Consider the following 17,107-nt stretch of genomic DNA (forward strand, 5'->3'; position numbering starts at 1 on the left):
CCACACGGGATCTCCAGTGGACACAGAGTAGGTGAGTGACAGAGAGCCAATGTGGGAGCGAGCCTGCTCGCGAAAGCTATCGAGCGGTCACCGCCACTTCATCGCCGGACCTATAAAGCCGCTCTATTCTGCCTCCCAAAAAAAACCGCCCTTTCGGGCGGCTAAAGTACTTCGACCATGATTCAGAAGCTTTGACTGAAGCTGATGTTGAACGCGCTGTCGTTGTTGTCGCTCGACACCTGGCCCGAGTAGCCGATGCCCAGCTTGCCGGTCGGGGTGACCTGGAAGTCGATGCCGGCTTCGAGCAGTGCGCTGTCCTTGGCAATCGGTACGCCCTGGGTGCTGAACGAGGCGCCGCCGTCGATGAAGGTCAGGTCGGCGTCAGGTTTGGTGTCGCCGTAGGCGTGCCGCCAGCCGATGGCCGCGCGTGGTGTCAGCTGGCTGCCGTTGGCCAGGGTCACCAACTTGCCGACGCGCACGCCGAGGGTCGAGTAGGTGATGTCCTGATCGGCGTCGGCCTTCAGGCGCCCCACTCCCCCTTTTTCCTTGCCGGTGTCGCTGTCGTAATTGACATAGGCCAGCCCGGCGAACGGTTCGATGGCAACGCCTGCCGCGTTGATCGCGTAACCCACTTCACCGAACACCTGCGCACTGCGTGCGTCGTAATCGGCCTTCAGGCGATCGTTGTAGCTGCCGACGCTGACGTCGCGTTTGGTCTCGATGCTGTGCCAGCTGTAAGCCGCGCCGAGGCGCACCGCCAGTGCATCGAATTGCGAGTTCAGATAGCCGGCCAAGTGGTAGCTGTCGACCTTGGCGTCCGAGTTGCGATCATGCGCGTTGAGATTGCTGCGGGTGTAGCCGGCAGCCATCCCGGCACGCCAGTTGTCATCCAGCGCCTTGTCGGTGCCGAGCATGAAACCGCCGAGGTTGCGATCGACTTTGGCTGTGTTGCTGTCGCCACCCATGTCGCCCCAGGCACCGATGGCCCGGATCCAGCCGACCATTTCACCGTGGCAACCGTTACTGCTCAGTTGCGTGTCGCTCGGTGCCAGGGTACGACGCGGATCATCCGCAGCGCTGCACGATGGCTGGCGCATGCGGTCATTGACCGCCTCGCGGATGAAGCGCGAGTCCTCAAGCATGGCGCTGGCGGTGCTGGCGTGGATCTCGCCGGAGAGGCTGTCGAACGCATTGCGCGCACCGGCCACGCTGAGGTTGACGATCTGGTTCTGCAACGCCGCGCCGGCCGCACCGTTATTGGACAGTGCCGTGGCGGTGCCGCGCTGGTTGCCCGTGGCGGCGACGTCGGCGAACGAGTTGCCGTTGCGGCTGACGGCCAGGGTGACCGAATCTGCACCGTAGACCAGCGAGCTGCTGAGGAACGCGTACTGCGGCAGATCGGCGGCACTGAAGGTGCCAGTCACGCCGCCACCGGCGGTGATCAGCGAGTAAGTGGTATTACCGGTGAACGGCGCGAGACTGTTGACCACCAGACCGCCACCCAAGGCTGCCGTACCACCCACCACCAACGGTGTCGCGGTTGGCGAGCTGACCGTCAGCGCCAGCACACCATCACTGCTGTTGGTCAGGTTGCCGGCCACGCTCAAGGTGCCGTCAGCACCACCGGAAGCCACCACACCGTGGTTGACCACCGAACCGACGCTGCCGTTACCGCTCAGGCCTGCGCCGTTGGCGACCGTGACTTGTGCCCCCAGAGAAGCCCGGGCCGCACGGCTGCCAACTTGCAGCAGGCCTTGATCGACCGAGACGGTGCCACTGAACGGCTGATTGCCGGTCAGCAGCAACGTGCCGCTGCCGCGTTTGGCCATCGCCCCGAGTCCGCTGAGAATTCCGTTGAACTGGCCATTGGTATTCTGCTGGAACACCAGCGTGGCATTGTCGGTGATGTTGCCTTGCAGGCTGGTGGTATTACCGATCAGCGTACCGCCACTGACGGTGGTGCCGCCGCTGTAAGTATTGGCACCGGTCAGCACCAGCGTGCCGGAATCGAGCTTTTCGATCCCGCCGGTGCCGATCAGCGGCACATCGATTTGGGCGCTGGCACCGGCATTCACGCGGATCGGTGCGGGCGTGCCGCCAGGGCCATTGACCGGGGTCAGCGTGTCACCGGCATCCGGCACCAGGCTGTAGCCACCGACGAGGAATTGCAGGCCGGTGAAATTCTGATTGCCCTGCACGGTGACCACACCTGGCTGACCGCCAAACACCGCGAACTGACCATTGGCCGCCAGCGCCTGCGTGCCGCTCGGATCGGTCCAGTTGGTGCCCGGGCCCCACACGCCACTGCCGCCGCCGATGCTGCCGTCAGGATTGGTGGTGCCGCCGTTCCAGAACTGCACTTCACCTGGCGTGCCCTGCACCAGCAGGTTGACCTGATTGGCGATCGCGGTTTGCAGGGTCAGGTTGGCCGCCGACACCGGCAGGCTGCCGTAGACCAGACCGTTGTCGGTCAGGCTGCCACCGTAGCGGAACAGTTGATAGACCCCGGTGCCGAAGCCACCGGTGTTGCTGATATTCAGCGTACCGTCGAGGGTCAGGTTGCCGGCAACGTTGACCACCGTGGTCGAACTGGCCGCCGAGCCGAGGCTGAAGTCCAGGTTGGTCCCCGAGGACAGCGCCAGCGCACCGACCGACAACGGCGTGGCCGAACCGCCACCGCTCAGCGTTGCACCGCTGGCCAGTTGCACGTTGCCACCCAGTTGCCCGCTGCCGCCGATTTGCGCACCGCTGGCGACGTTGACGTTGGCGCTGTTGAGCACGCCGTTGACGATCAGGTCGCCGGCCTGCACCGAGGTGTTGCCAGTGAAGGTGTTGTTGCCCGTCAGGAGCAACTGACCAGTACCGGTTTTGTTCAGCGTGCCGCTGCCGGTGAGGTTGCCGGTGTAGCTGCCGTCGGCGTTTTGCGCGAAAGTCAGCGCCGCGTTGTTGACGATGGCGCCTTGCAGGCTGCTGGTGTCGCCAGTGGTCGTGCCAGCGTTCAGCGTGGTGCCGCCGCTGTAGGTATTGGCACCACTGAGCACGAGGTCACCGCTGCCGTTTTTCACCAGACTGCCAGTGCCGGTGATGGCGCCGAGCAACGTGGTGTTCTGGTTGCCGGCCAGGGTCAGTTGCCCACCAAGGTTGACGGCATTGGCCAGTTGCAGCGCCGAGGTGCTGTCGAGGCTGCCGTTGCCGGTCACGCTCAATGCACCGCTGCTGATGGCGCTGTTGTTGCCCAGCACCAGCGTACCGCCAGCGAGTTGCGTGCCGCCGCTGTAGGTGTTGCTGCCGTTGAGGGTCAGGCTCGAAGCGCCGGACTTGATCAGGCTGCCTGCACCGCTGACCACACCGTCGAGGGTCAAGGCGTTGCTGCCAGCGACGCTCAGGCCACCGTTCACCACCACATCGTTGCCCAGCGTGACGGCCGCGTTGCTGTCCAGTGCGGTGCCGTCTGCGGCAGTCAAGACGCCAGTGCCCAGCGCCGCGTTATTACCGACGACAATCTTGCCGCCGTTAAGTGCGGTGCCACCGGTGTAGCCGTTGGCGGCATTGAGCACCAGCGTACCGCTGTCGTATTTGCCGAGGGTGCCGCTGCCGTTGAGCGCTACGCCAACGGTCGCGGTGGCGTTCGGATCGACTCGCACCGTGGCGTTACCCAGCGAACCGTTGACCAGGTTCAGCGAACCCGCCGTGCCGTTCTGCAGGCTGTAGCCATCAGTGACGAATTGCAGGCCGGTGATGGTTTGCGCGCCGTTGACGGTGACCGTGCCGGCTGTGCCCTGGAACACTGCGAAATTATTGGTCCAGGCCTGATTGGTGGTGCCGTTGACGTCGGTCCAGTTGGTGGTGCCGGTGCCCCAGGTGCCGCTGCCGCCATCGACCGAACCGTTGGCGACGAGTTGGTTGCCGTCCCAGAACTGCACGGTGACGCCCGGTGCGGTGACCAGCAAATTGATCTGGTTGGCCAGCGCGGTTTGCAGGGTCAGATCCCCCGGGGCGACGCTGCCCGGCACCGTGCCGATCAGCATGCCGTTGTCGGTCAGGCCGCCGGTGTAGTTGATCAACCGGTACACGCCGCTGCCAAAACCGCCGATGTCACTGACGTTGAGGGTGCCGTCGAGGGTCAGGTTGCCACCGACGTTGACCAGCGCATTGCCGCCACCGGAAACCGGCACACCGAGGCCGACATCGAAGTTGGAATTGGCGTTGAACACCAGTGAGTTCACCGACAGGGTGCTGCCGGTGGCGCCGGCCAGGTGACCGCCATCGGCCACGGTCACGGCACCGCCCAGTGAGCCGCCGCCAGTCAGGGTGCCGCCGCTGTTGACCAGCACACTGGCGCTGTCCAGAGAACCGCTGACGTTCAAGGTGCCGGCGTTGACGGTGGTGTTGCCGGTCAGGCTGTTGAGACCGGCCAGGGTCAGCGTGCCGGTACCGAGTTTGCTCAAGTCGCCAGTACCGGTGAGTACACCGGCAAAAAGGCTGCTGGCGTTGTTGCCGCCGATGCTCAAGGTGTTGCCGCCGCCGATCAGTGCGGTGCCACTGCCGGTCAGGCTGGCGAGGCTGCCGGAGCCGCCGAGATTCAGCGTCGCCGCAGCGCCGAGATTGACTCCGGCGTTACTGCCCAGCGCCGAATTGCCCAGCGTGGTCAAGCTGCCGGACTGCACATCGAAGGTGCCGCTGAAGGTGTTGTTGCCCGACAGTGTCAGGTCGGCCAGACCATTTTTGGTCAGGGTGCCCGCCCCGGCGATCACACCACCGAGGGTCAGGTTGTTGTTGCCGGCCACGCTCAGGTTGGCATTGACGTTGATGTTGTTCGCCAGCACCAGCGGCGCGGTGGTGTCGAGGGTCGACGCACCCGCCACGGTCACCGCGCCGGAGCCCAGGCCCGCCGAGGTACCCAGGGTCACGGTGCCGGCGTTCAGTGTGGTGCCGCCGCTGTAGGTGTTAATGCCGTTGAGGGTCAGGTTGGACGCGCCGTTCTTGATCAGACCGCCGGTACCGCTGACCACGCCGCTGAGCGCTACGTCGCTGTTGCCGGTGTTGGTCAGATTGGCGTTGAGCACCACGTTGTTGCCCAACGACACCGAGGTGTTGCTGTCCAGCGCCGAGGCACCGGCCACGGTCAGGTTGCCCAGACCGAGGGCGCCGTTGCTGCCGGCGGTCAGGGTGCCGGCGTTGAGGGTGACGCCACCCAGAAAGTTGTTGGCCCCGCTCAGGATCAGGTTGGCCGCGCCGTCCTTGGTCAGGCTGCCAGCGCCGTTGATCGCGCCGCTCAGCGTCAGATCGTTGCTGCCGACGATGCCGAGGTTGCCCGCCAGGTTGATCGCGTTACCCGCCGTGAAGGCGCCGCCGGCATCCAGGGTGGTGCCGTTCGCCGCGTTCAGGGTCGCCGAGCCCAGCGCGCTGTTCGACGCCAGAATCAAACCTCCCGCATTCAGCGCCACCGGCCCGAGGAAAGCGTTGTTGCCACCGAGGGTCAGGCTGGCCGAACCGTTCTTGATCAAGCCGCCAGTGCCGGAAATGACACCGTTGAGGGTCAGCGCATTGCTGCCGAGGATCGTCAGGTTGCCGTTCAGCGTGGCCGCGTTGGCCAGGGTCACGGCGGTATTGCTGTCGAGTTGCGTGCCGGCGTTGGCGATCAACGCTCCGCTGCCCAGCGCGGTGTTGCTGCCGACCACCAGGGTGCCGCCATCCAGTTGTGTGCCGCCGGTGTAGCTGTTGGCGCCGTTGAGCACCAGGGTGCCGGCGTCGAGTTTGTTGAGGATGCCGCTGCCGTCGATGTTCACGCCGACCGTGGCGGTCACGCCCGGATCGACCCGCATCGCGGTGGTTCCACCGCTGCCATTGACGGCAGTCAGCAGACCCGACGTGCCGTTGACCACGTTGTAGCCATCGGTGAGGAATTGCATTCCGGTGAACAGTTGCGTGCCGTTGACCGACACCGTACCGGCCGTGCCCTGAAACACCGCAAAGTCGCCGGCCCAGGTCTGGTTCAGCGTACCGTTGGAGTTGGTCCAGTTGGTGCCGCCGGCAGTCCATGTGCCGCTGCCGCCGTCCACATTACCGTTCGGGATGGTCTGGCTGCCGTCCCAGAAGCGCAGATTGGTGTTAGGCGCCGACACCACCAGATTCACCTGATTGCCAAGGGTCTGCACAAGGATGTCGCCAAGGCCGTAACCCACCGGTACACCGGCCACGGTCAGGCCGTTGTCGGTCAGTGCGCCGATGTAGTTGAACAAGCGATAGACACCGACGCCGAAGCCGCCGGCATCGGTGACGTTGAGGTTACCGTCGAGGGTCAGGTTGCCGCCGATGTTCATCAGCGAGCTGGTCGATGGCGTAGCGAGGCTTGCGTCGACATTGCTGTTGGCCGTGAGGATCAGCGACGAGGTGGACAAGGTGTTGCCCGAGGACAACGCCAGATGACCGCCGCTGTTGACAGTGATGACGCCAAGCGCCGAACCGGTCCCCGTGAGGGTCGCACCGTTGTTGACGTTGAGCTGGGTACTGGCCAGCGAACCGGTAAGGTTCAGCGTGCCGCCGTTGACCTCGGTGTTGCCGGTGATGCCGTTACTGCCGGTGAGGTTCAGCGTCCCGGTACCGACTTTGGTCAGGGTACCGCTGCCACCGAGGTCGCCGTCGAAGATGCTGGTGCTGCTCACGCCGCCCACGGTCAGCGTGTTGCCGCCGGCGACCTGCACGCTGCCGCTGCCGCTCAGCCCGCTGAGGCTGGCGCTGCTGTTGAGATAGAGATTCGCACCGGCGCTGATGTTGGCGCCGGAGGTGTTGCCGAGCGCCCCGCTGCTCACGGTGGTGACGCTGCCGGAGGCGATGTTCAGCGCACCGGTGAAGGTGTTGTTGCCGCTGAGCGTCAGATCGCCAAAGCCGTCCTTGGTCAGGCTGCCGGCGCCATCGATCACGCCGCTCAGGTTCAGGGTGTTGCTGCCGGCCAGGGTCAGGCCGGCGTTGAGGGTGATGTTGTTGCCGACGTTCATGCCGGTGCTGGTATCCAGCGTCGAAGCGCCACCGACGGTCAGGCCACCACTGCCCAATGCAGCGGCCGAGCCCAGTGTCAGCGTACCCGCATTGAGGGTGGTGCCGCCGCTGAAGGTGTTGGTGCCGTTGACGGTCAGGTTGGCCGCGCCGTTCTTGATCAACTGGCCGGTGCCGCTGGTAACGCCGCCGAGGGTCAGGTCCTGGGTGCCGCCGACGCTCAGCGCCGCATTGAGCACGACCGCGTTGGCCAGGCTGGCCAGCGGCGAGCTGCTGTCGAGGGTTGCTGCGCCACCGACGGTCAAGGCACCGGTGCCGAGGGCCGAGCTATTGCCGACGGTCACCGTGCCGGCATTCAGTGTGGTGCCGCCGACGTAGGTGTTGGTGCCGTTGAGGCTCAGGTTGGCCGCGCCGTCTTTCACCAGACTACCGGCGCCAGCGACGGTTCCGGTAAGGCTCAGATCCGCACTGCCGCCCACATTGAGCGCCCCGGCGAGGTTGACCTGATTGCCCAAAGTGACGGCGGTATTAGTGTCCAGCGTGGTGCCCGCCGCCGCGTTCAATGCGCCGCTGCCCAGCGCGGTGTTGCTGCCGACAATCAGCTTGCCGACGTTGAGTGCGGTGTTGCCGAAGTAGGTGTTGGCGCCGTTGAGAATCAGGTCGGCGGGGCCACTTTTGGTCAACCCACCGACGCCGGAAACCACGCCCGCGAGGGTCAGCGCGTTGCTGCCGCCGACGGTCACGTTGCCACCGAGGTTGACGTTGTTGGCCAGGCTCGTCGCGGTGCTGGCATCCAGCGTGGTGTTGTTGCCGGCGTTGAGCACGCCGGTGCCGAGGGCGGTGTTGGAGCCGACGATCAGTGTCCCGGCGTTCAGCGACGTAGCGCCGGTGTAGGTGTTGTTGCCGGTGAGGATCAGGGTCGAAGAACCGGTCTTGATCAGGTTGCTGCCACCACTGATCACGCCGCCGAGGGTCAGCGGGTTGGCGCCGCCGGCAGTCAGGTTGGCGTTCAGGGCAATCGCGTTGTTCAGCGTCACGTTGGCGCTGCTGTTGAGCGTTGCGCCCGCGCCGCCCACGGTCAGCGTACCGGTGCCGAGTGCCGCGCCGTTGCCGACGGTCAGGCTGCCGGCGTTGAGCGCGGTGCCACCGGTGAAGGTGTTGGCGCCGTTGAGGGTCAGGTTGGCGGTGCCGTTCTTGGTCAACTGGCTGGCGCCACTGATCACGCCACCGAGGGTCAGCCCGTTGCTGCCGCCGATCCCCAGATTGTTGTTGAGAATGACGTTGTTGTTCAGCGTCACCGCTGTATTGCTGTCGAGGGTCGCAGCGCCGCCGACGGTGATATCGCCGCTGCCGAGCGCAGCGTTGGCACCCGCCGTGATGGTGCCTGCGTTCAACGCAACAGCACCGAGGAAAGTATTGGCGCCGTTGAGAATCAGGTTGGCCGCGCCGTTCTTGGTCAGCCCGCCGCTGCCGCTGACCACACCACCGAGGGTCAGGTTGGCGTTGCCGGCAATGTTCAGGTTACCGCCAAGGGCGACCGCGTTGCTCAGCGCGACGGTGGTGCTGGCGTCGAGGGTAGTGCCCGCCGCCGTGGTCAATGCGCCAGTGCCCAGCGCGGTGTTGCTGCCGACGATCAGCGTACCGGCATTGAGCGCCGTGCCGCCGGAGAAGGTGTTGTTGCCGCTGAGGGTCAGGTTCGCGGTGCCATTCTTGATCAGGTTGCCGGCACCGCTGATGACGCCGCTCAGGCCCAGCGCCTGGGTGCCGCCGAGGGTCAGATCCGCCGCCAGCGCGACAGCGTTGGCCAGGGTCACCGCGGTGGTCGCATCCAGCGTGGTGCCCGCCGCCGCGTTCAAGGCGCCCGTGCCGAGGGCGGTGTTGCTGCCGACGAGCAAGCTGCCGCCGTTGAGCGCAGTGGTGCCGCTGTTGGTGTTGTTGCCGGTCAGGGTCAGGCTGGCGCTGCCGCTCTTGGTGATCGCACCGGTGCCGGACACAATACCGCCCAGGGTCAGCGCATTGCTGCCGAGCACGTTCAGCGCACCGGTGATGCCGACGTTGTTGGCCAGGGTCACGTTGCCGGTGCTGTCGAGGCTGGTGCCGTTGCTGGTGTTGAGTACCCCGGTGCCCAAGGCATTGTTGTTGCCGACGCGCAAGGTCCCGGCGCCGAGACTGGTGATCCCGGTGTAGGTGTTGCTGCCGTTGAGGGTCAGGCTGCCGCTGCCGGTTTTGGTCAGGTTGGCGGCGCCGCTGATCACCCCGCCCAGGGTCAGCGCACCGGTGCCGGTTGCGGTCAGGGTGCTGTTGAGCGTGATCGCGTTCGCCAGCGAAATGGGCGTCGTTGCCGAGATGCTCGAAGAGCCGCCAACCGTGATGCCACCGGTACTGAACGACTGGTTGTTGCCCACCAGCACTACACCGCCATTGAGCACGGTGCTGCCGGTGTAAGTGTTGATGCCGTTGAGGTTGAGCTGACCGCTGCCGATCTTGGTCAGGCCGCCGCTGCCGGAGATCACACCGTTGAGGGTCGTACCATTGATGCCCTGCAGGGTCAGGCCGCCGGCGCCCAGATTGATCTGGTTGGCCAGCGTCAAACCGGCATTGCTGGCCTGCAGGATCCCGCCGTTGGACGTCAGCACGCCGCTGCCGAACGCCGCGTTGTCGTTGAACTGCGCGACACCGCCATTGAGCGTGGTCGCACCGCTGACCAACGGCCCCTGCAAGGTCCAGGTGCCGCTGTTGAGGGTCAGGTTGTTGAAGTTGACGTAGGTCGCGCTGGACGCCGTGCCGGTCCCGGTGGTGCCGCCGCCGAGGCCGATCGGGTTTTGCAGGATCAGCGTGTTAGTGCCGGCCGCGCCGCCATCGATCGTCCCGGTCGGGGCGAAGGTCAGGTTGATGCCGATCAAGCCCCCGAGGCCGACGGAGACTTGCACACCGTCGCCGACGTTAACGCTGGAACCGGTGATCGCGTAGAAGGTGTTGGTGCTGCCCGCCCCCATCGACACACCGCCGGTGATGTTGCCGGCGTTGGTGAAGGTGTTGCCCGCCACTGACGTCTCGAACGCAATCCGGCCGTTGATCGTGCCACTGGCACTGTTGGTCATGTTGACTTGCGAACCACCATACACCCCGACCACCGGGGTATCGGCCAGGGTGATGCCGCCGACCGACAGTCCGGTGGAGGTGATGGTGCCGTCGTTGGTGATGGTCGTGGTGCCCGACACCGAGTTGTTCACGCCAATCCCCAGCCCGTCGATGCTGGTCAGGTTGAGGCCGAGCAGCATGCCGGTACCGCGAATGATCCCGGTGGCGTTGTTGACGATGCTCACCGTGCTGGTCGCGCCGGTACCGATGAACGCACCACCACTGAGGATCGAGACCAGGCCCAGCAAGGCCGGGTCGAGGGTACCGGAGTTGTTCAGGTTGATATTGGCCCCGGTCAGGTTGATGACCTTGCCACCCAGCGTCGCGTTCATCTGCGCCCCGGAGTTGACGTTGACCGTCAAGCCGCTGGTGGCGCTGCTGTAGTCATTGAGAAACAGCGGCAGCGTCGGGACGCCCGAACAGGTAATCGTCGAACCTGCCGCCGAGCATGTCGCGAGCGCCTGCTCGCTGACCCCACCGAACAAAAGTCCGGCAACGCTCAGGTGCACGGCAAGGGAAAGAGGGGAAAAACGCGAAACGAGGGCGACACCAAACCTTGCTTCCACGGGCTACTCCTTGTCGTGGCCAAATTCTTCCTTGAAGGCGTGCAAGTCGGGCTTATTCCACACGCGAATCAAGACTGCGACGGTCATCACAAAACCGCGTTATGGGTGACAAGCTAGTAGACGCCCCGCGATGGGGCACTGATTAAATGGTGTTAATACTTTAATACTAGGGCCGTCTAAACCGCGGGTTTCGGCCCCTAAACACAGGACTTTGCCTAAACGATATCCCCCTGTAGGAGCTGCGGCACGCTGCGCCTACAGGGGCGAACGGTGCGACTTGGTACGTGTTGTGCAAACGTTTGCGACCTGCCTATATCGGCTTTTTCGTAACAAAACCGTACAGACCCGCAGAACCCGGGCCTTGATCCGCAAAAAAGGACTTTGAATGCACGCTGCTTCCCTTCTTCGCGCCCCGTTTGCGCGCACGTTTGCTGTTTCCCTGCTACTGACCGGCGTTACCGGAGTTCTCAGCCACAGCGCATTGGCGCAACCGGCGCTGCCCGACGAATCGGCCCAGGGCGAAGCCCTCAGCCCGGAAGCTGCCCCGGCGAAAAAAGGCGCTTATCTGTCGGACTGGTACAACCAGGACCTGACGTTGATCGGCAGCAAGGACATCAGCTTCGGCCCGCAACCGGCCGACGACATTTATCTGGAATACGAGTACTTCGGGCGCAAGGGGCCGTTCGAGCTGTACGGCTACGTCGACATTCCGAAGATCTTCAACATCGGCAACAGCCACGACAAAGGCGTGTGGGACCATGGCTCACCGGTGTTCATGGAGCACGAGCCGCGCATCTCCATCGACTACCTCGCCGGCCGCAGCCTGGCCATCGGCCCGTTCAAGGAATGGTACGTGGCGTTCGACTGGATCTACGATCACGGCAGCCGTAAAGAGAACCGCGCCAACACCCTGTACAGCGGCTTCGGCACCGACATCGACACCCATTCGCGGGTCAACCTGTCGGCCAACCTGTACGGGCGCTACCAGTGGGAAAACTACGGTGCGAGCAATGAGTATTCGTGGGACGGCTACCGCGCGCAGCTCAAGTACATCGTGCCTATCGACAAGTTCAGCAACGGCGCGTCGCTGACCTACATCGGTTTCACCAACTTCGACTTCGGCTCCGACATCCACAAGGACAACCCGGCGCGCACCGCCAACGCCACGGTGGCGACCAACGTCTTGCTGTACTCGTTCACCCATTTGCGCTTCACCCTGGTCGGCCGTTATTTCCACAACGGCGGCAACTGGGAGGATGGCAGCGAGCTGAACTTCGGCGACGGCAATTTCCGCGCGCGCTCCAACGGTTGGGGTTACTACGCCGGCATCGGCTACCAGTTCTGAATTCAGGAGATTTTCATGCAAGCAATGACGCGTCTGACCCTGGCCGCTGCGGCCCTGCTCTCTTCCACCACTTGGGCGGCTGAAGCGCCGATCCAGCCGAAAGTGGTGTTGATCACCATGTTCGCCCCCGAGGCGCAGCACTGGATCGAGCGCCTCGATCTCAAGCAGGAAATCCGCGTGCCGGGCCTGTCCGCCGAGTACCCGACCGTGCGCTGCAACGCACAACAGGTGTGCCTGCTGACCACCGGCATGGGTCAGACCAACGCCGCTGCTTCAACCCTGGCACTGGCCTTGTCGCCGAAATTCGACCTGCGCAAAAGCTGGTTCCTGATCGCCGGGATCGCCGGCATCAGCCCGAAACACGGGACCCTCGGCACCGCCGCGTGGGCGCATTACCTGGTGGAGTTCGGTACGCAATGGGAGCTGGATTCGCGCGATGCGCCGGCGAGCTGGCCGACCGGCTACCTGGGCATCAACACCAAGGGCCCCAACGAAAAACCGCCGCTGGACTACAAGACCGAAGTCTTCGAACTCAACCCGAAGCTGCAGGCCAAAGCCTTCGCCCTGAGCCACAAGGTCGAGCTGAGTGAAAGCAAGGAATCGGCGGCCTGGCGCCTGAAATACCCCTCGGCCCCGGCCAATCAGCCGCCAGTGGTTACGCGCTGCGACACGCTGGCTGGCAACACCTGGTTCTCCGGTACGCGCCTGAGCGAACGCGCCGAGGTCTGGACCCAATTGTTGACCGACAACAAGGGCGAGTACTGCACCACGCAACAGGAAGACAACTCCACTTATGAAGCCTTGTTGCGCGCCAGTCGCGAAGGTCTGGTGGATGTGCAGCGTCTGGCGGTGGTGCGCGCCGGTTCCGACTTCGACCGCCCGGCGCCGGGCGGTAGCGAGGTGGACAATCTGCTGAAGTACGCCGATCAGGGCGGGTTCGTGCCGGCGCTGGAAAACCTCTATCGCGCGGGTAATCCGCTGGTGCAGGACATTCTGAAAAACTGGTCGGCGTGGGAAAACGGCGTCCCGCAATCCTGAGCCCGACAAAGAATCCTGTGGGAGCTGGCTTGTCAGCGATGGCGCCAGTTCAGTCAACATCTTCATCGACTGTTCTACCGCTATCGCTGGCAAGCCAGCTCCCACAGGTTATGCGGTGTCTGGAAGATCAGGGGATGAGGATGACCTTGTCCCCACTCCCATGATTCACCTCTGCATAGCTCTGCACTCCCTGCGCCAGCGGCACCTCCACCAACCCCAGCGGCAACGGCAACAGCCCCTCATCGAAGAACCGTCCGAACTGTTCGAGCATCGCCGCACAGGCTTGCACGCCGTACAGCAGCGAGTTGATCCCGACCACCGAGCCGCCCTTGCGGTACAACGCCAGCGCTGGCAATTGCACGTGGCCGTCGACCGGCGCGGCGATGATCGCGATGCGGCCGAACGCGGCCAGTGCCGCCACCGAGGCGGGCAGCCAGAAACCGGTGGTATCGAAGACCACGTCAGCGCCGCCGCCGTACACCGCGTTGACCTGCGCGCCGAGGTCTTCGGGCTTATCCAGCTGAATCGTCGCATAGCCCTGTGCCTGCAACGCCTTGACCTGCTCCGGCCGCCGCGCAGCCGCGAGGATCTGCGCGCCGCGCACCTTGGCCAATGCCAACGCCGCTGTCGCCACCGCACCACCGCCGATCACCAGCAAACGGGTTTCAGCGCTCACCAGGCTGCGCTCCAACGCATCCCAAGCGGTGGTGTAAGGCACGCCGAGGCTGGCCGCCTGAGCGAAGCTCAAGTGCGACGGTTTATGCGCCACGCCATTGGCCGGCAATTTGACGAATTGCGCGTGCGAACCATCGGCAAAAAAGCCCAGTTCGCGCCCGGTGCCCCAGACTTCCTGACCGAGCAACGCCTGCGGGCCTTCGACCACGACACCGGCAAAATCGCGCCCGGGAATCCGTGGCAATGTGGTGTAGGGAAACCGCCCGAGTACGTTCTTCACATCGCTGGGGTTCAGACCGGCGGCCTTGATTTCGACCAGCACGTCATCAGCGCCGGGCACCGGGGTCGGTACGTCGACGAAACGCAGGGAGGACAGGTCGCCGGTTTTATCGAATTGCAGTGCTTTCATGAGGACATCCACCAAAGGAAAAAAAGGACATTCAGGACAACCAACCGGCGACCAGTTGCCGGCCCAGCGGCCACAGCTGCTCACCCGCGAGCATGCCCAGCAGCCCCACCAGCGCGATGGCCGGTGGCGCCGGGGAGCGGAAATCCAGCGCGCCATAGAGCAGGCCGACGCCCAGACCGATGGCCAGCGAAATCAGGTAGTTCATGGAAAACTCCGCCGCGTGAAAGGAATGGGCAAAGTCTAGGGAAGGATCGGCAGAGGTGTCGGCCAAGGACTTCTGAATTTCGGCCAAAAGACCGACATTCCCCTGTAGGAGCTGCCGCAGGCTGCGATCTTTTGACTTTGATTTTGAAAACAAGATCAAAAGATCGCAGCCTGCGGCAGCTCCTACAGGGTCGCGTTCAGGTGGTGGAGAATTGCGAAGGCGCCACCCCCAACTCACGCCGGAACATGTCACTGAAACTGCTCGGCGAATACCCCAGCTCCCGAGCGATCGCATTCACCGGCACGCCCTGAATCAACTCGGCCACCGCCGTCGCCAGTTGCACCTGCCGCCGCCATTCAGCGAAGCCCATGCCGAGGCTGTCCTTGAACAGCCGCGCCAGCGTGCGCACACTGGCTCCGGCGTTTTCCGCGTGCTGCTCGAACGGAATGTCCAGCGACGGCGCCGCCATCACCGCCTGACACAGGTTCATCAAACGCCGGTCGGAATCGTCGGGCAGCGGGATCTTCAATGGCGAGCGCCGGGCACGCTTGAGTTCCAGCAACGCCAGCCCGACCAAGGCGTCGTAATAAGCCGGCTCGCCGCTGTGACCCTGCTCCACCAAACCGACGATCAACTCACGCAGCAGCCCACCGACCTCAATCACCTGTACCGTCGCATCCAGCGTTGCCGCCAGCACCGGGCGCAGGTAGATATTTCGCATCTGCAAGTCCGACACCACGCGAATCCCGTGGGGCACTCCAGGCGGCAACCACACCGCCCGCTGCGGCGGCACCACCAGCGCCTCCTGCGGGGTCTCGACCCACATCACCCCGCTCATCGCATACAGCAACTGCCCCCAGACATGCTCGTGCGGCTCGATGAACAATCCACGCGGATAGGTACGCGCCAGCGGTTGCACCGGCACATCGGTATCCGTCAGATCGGGGGGTGCGGCGAGGGCCATGGCGAGTATTCATTGGGGTTGGCGGAAGGCGCATGGTAACCAGTCGGTCACAGCGCCGCCAACGATAGATACCGTCGGACAATCCGAATGAATTTTCGCGACGCGCCGCGATCCTTCTAATACCACAGGGAGGAATACGGGCTTTATGAACAACGCAAAACTGTTTGTCATCGATTACACCCTTCACGGCACGCCCAAGTCGTTCATTATCCGCTCGGACAAAATGGACAACGCCGAGGCGTGGCACTGGGCAAGCTGTGATGCCGGCGTGGGTCGCATCCCGCGTTTCGGCCGGGAAAAAGTGCAAAAGACCAGCAAACCGATGGCGGAGAAATTCGGCGTGGAAAACGTCACATGGCGACCGGCGAGCTAGACTCTCGCCAGGCAGTGGGGACTCTTTGGGGGCGTACACAATGACCAGCATCTTCAGCCCGGCGCATCTGGATTATGGCCTGGACACCTTTTTCGGACGTATCACCAGAAGCGTGGACTGTCAGGTGGGTCTTGAAGCTGTCGAAGACGACCCCTATCGCTTCGCCTTGCGCGTGCCGGCGCCGTTACCGGAGGACCTCGACCAGGCGAAAACCGTGGTGGTCAGGGTCGAAGGCCGGCGTCTGCAAGGCACGGTTCGCCATACCGAACGGCTGGATGATGAAAGCCTGAAACTGCAAGTGGAGCCTGATTAGGCTCCACTTTTTTTTGCGCGCGGTTATTTGGGGTGGGCGCAATGGCAGCCTTTGCTTGAGCACTCTTCACCGCCCTTGTGGTGATGCGCGCAAGCCTCGCAGCAATAGTGTTTGCCGTGCACGGCGTAGGCGTGTTCGCCTTCCTTGATGGTGCATTTGCAGTTTGGGCAGTCACATTTTCTATCGGGCATGGGGGCAGACTCCTTTTTGGGTGGTTGTCTGGGCTTGTGGGATAAGCCGTAAATAGCAGTGTAGGAGCTGCCGAAGGCTGCGATCTTTTGATCTGGTGTTTTTTGCGGGATTGGGTGTATATCCGTTCGTGCTGGCGATATTGGATGAATATCCATTTGTGCTGGCGATATTGGGTGAATATCCGTTTCTTCGGGTGCTGCCGCTGGCGGTTTCGCTCTTACAGCGAGTCACCTTTTCCAAACGCCGGAGTGCCGGCCCAGCGAAAAGGTAACCCAAAAGGCTTTGCCCCGGCGTACGGCACTTCGCTTAGGCTCAGTGTTCCCTCGCTACGGTGCCCATCCGGGGGCATCGCCTACGGTTTGCTTCGCTGCACCTCCTCTCGATGTATGCGGCTTCGCCGCATGGCGCTGCGCGCCTCCCCCCGGATGAACACCTCCGCTCGGCCTGCCGAAGGGGCTGAAGATCAAAAGCCACATCAAGAGCCAGAGCCAGAGCCAGAGCCAGAGCCAGAGCCAGATCAAAAGATCACAGCCTTCGGCAGTTCCTACATGGGATTGAGTGTTTTCAGTTAGAAATTGGTCGGCTATCAGGCCGCCTTCGCTGGCAAGCCAGCTCCCACAGTGGGATCGGGTGTTTTCAGTTAGAAATTTGGTTGGCTATCAGGCCGCCATCGCTGGCAAGCCAGCTCCCACAGTGAGATCGAGTGTCATCGTTAGAGATTAGTCGGCTGGCAGGCCGCCATCGCTGGCAAGCCAGCTCCCACAGTGGGATCGGGTGTCATCGTTAGAGATTGGTCGGCTGTCAGGCCGCCATCGCGAGCAAGCTGGCTCCCACAATTTTATTCGCGCACACCCCATGCGGCGAAGCCGCCCCACTCAACACGATGAGCG

At 63.6% G+C, this 17,107-nt stretch carries 9 protein-coding genes; 4 read left to right on the plus strand and 5 right to left on the minus strand.

Annotated elements, in window-relative coordinates; translation table 11 throughout:
- Positions 1–182 precede the first annotated feature (182 nt).
- The gene (locus ACTJKS_RS25050; RefSeq protein ID WP_262949103.1) at positions 183–10,703 is read right to left on the minus strand and encodes an autotransporter-associated beta strand repeat-containing protein; all 10,521 of its coding nucleotides are present in this window, start codon (positions 10,701–10,703) and stop codon (positions 183–185) included.
- 385 nt (positions 10,704–11,088) lie between these two features.
- Between ACTJKS_RS25050 and ACTJKS_RS25055 the strand changes: the two genes are divergently transcribed.
- Both ACTJKS_RS25055 and ACTJKS_RS25060 read left to right on the plus strand, forming a co-directional pair.
- The gene (locus ACTJKS_RS25055) at positions 11,089–12,048 is read left to right on the plus strand and encodes a nucleoside-specific channel-forming protein Tsx (RefSeq protein WP_108182238.1); all 960 of its coding nucleotides are present in this window, start codon (positions 11,089–11,091) and stop codon (positions 12,046–12,048) included.
- A gap of 15 nt (positions 12,049–12,063) precedes the next feature.
- The gene (locus ACTJKS_RS25060) at positions 12,064–13,086 is read left to right on the plus strand and encodes a purine-nucleoside phosphorylase (RefSeq protein ID WP_108182237.1); all 1,023 of its coding nucleotides are present in this window, start codon (positions 12,064–12,066) and stop codon (positions 13,084–13,086) included.
- A 127-nt stretch (positions 13,087–13,213) separates the two neighbouring features.
- Here the strand turns inward: ACTJKS_RS25060 and ACTJKS_RS25065 are convergent, their stop codons facing one another.
- The 3 genes from ACTJKS_RS25065 to ACTJKS_RS25075 form a co-directional block, all read right to left on the minus strand.
- The gene (locus ACTJKS_RS25065) at positions 13,214–14,170 is read right to left on the minus strand and encodes a quinone oxidoreductase family protein (RefSeq protein WP_108182236.1); all 957 of its coding nucleotides are present in this window, start codon (positions 14,168–14,170) and stop codon (positions 13,214–13,216) included.
- 31 nt (positions 14,171–14,201) lie between these two features.
- Positions 14,202–14,375 carry a DUF1427 family protein gene (locus tag ACTJKS_RS25070; protein WP_073471384.1) on the minus strand — a complete coding sequence of 58 codons (174 nt, stop codon included), beginning with the start codon at positions 14,373–14,375 and terminating at the stop codon, positions 14,202–14,204.
- Positions 14,376–14,571: 196 nt separating this feature from the next.
- Positions 14,572–15,339, minus strand: coding sequence for an AraC family transcriptional regulator (locus ACTJKS_RS25075; RefSeq protein WP_262949107.1), 768 nt, complete (start codon positions 15,337–15,339; stop codon positions 14,572–14,574).
- Positions 15,340–15,484: 145 nt separating this feature from the next.
- Here ACTJKS_RS25075 and ACTJKS_RS25080 point away from each other — a divergent pair, with 145 nt between their 5' ends.
- Positions 15,485–15,712, plus strand: coding sequence for a DUF6555 family protein (locus tag ACTJKS_RS25080; RefSeq protein WP_003223528.1), 228 nt, complete (start codon positions 15,485–15,487; stop codon positions 15,710–15,712).
- A gap of 40 nt (positions 15,713–15,752) precedes the next feature.
- Complete coding sequence (locus tag ACTJKS_RS25085; RefSeq protein ID WP_041074175.1) at positions 15,753–16,025, plus strand: hypothetical protein; 273 nt, start codon at positions 15,753–15,755, stop codon at positions 16,023–16,025.
- Positions 16,026–16,048: 23 nt separating this feature from the next.
- On the opposite strand, the gene ACTJKS_RS25090 is transcribed toward ACTJKS_RS25085, so the two are convergent.
- Positions 16,049–16,216 carry a metallothionein gene (locus ACTJKS_RS25090; RefSeq protein WP_080963240.1) on the minus strand — a complete coding sequence of 56 codons (168 nt, stop codon included), beginning with the start codon at positions 16,214–16,216 and terminating at the stop codon, positions 16,049–16,051.
- Positions 16,217–17,107 lie beyond the last annotated feature (891 nt).

Source organism: Pseudomonas sp. 22189 (genome assembly GCF_052045635.1).
In the GTDB taxonomy this organism is placed as follows: Bacteria; Pseudomonadota; Gammaproteobacteria; order Pseudomonadales; family Pseudomonadaceae; genus Aquipseudomonas; species Aquipseudomonas parakoreensis.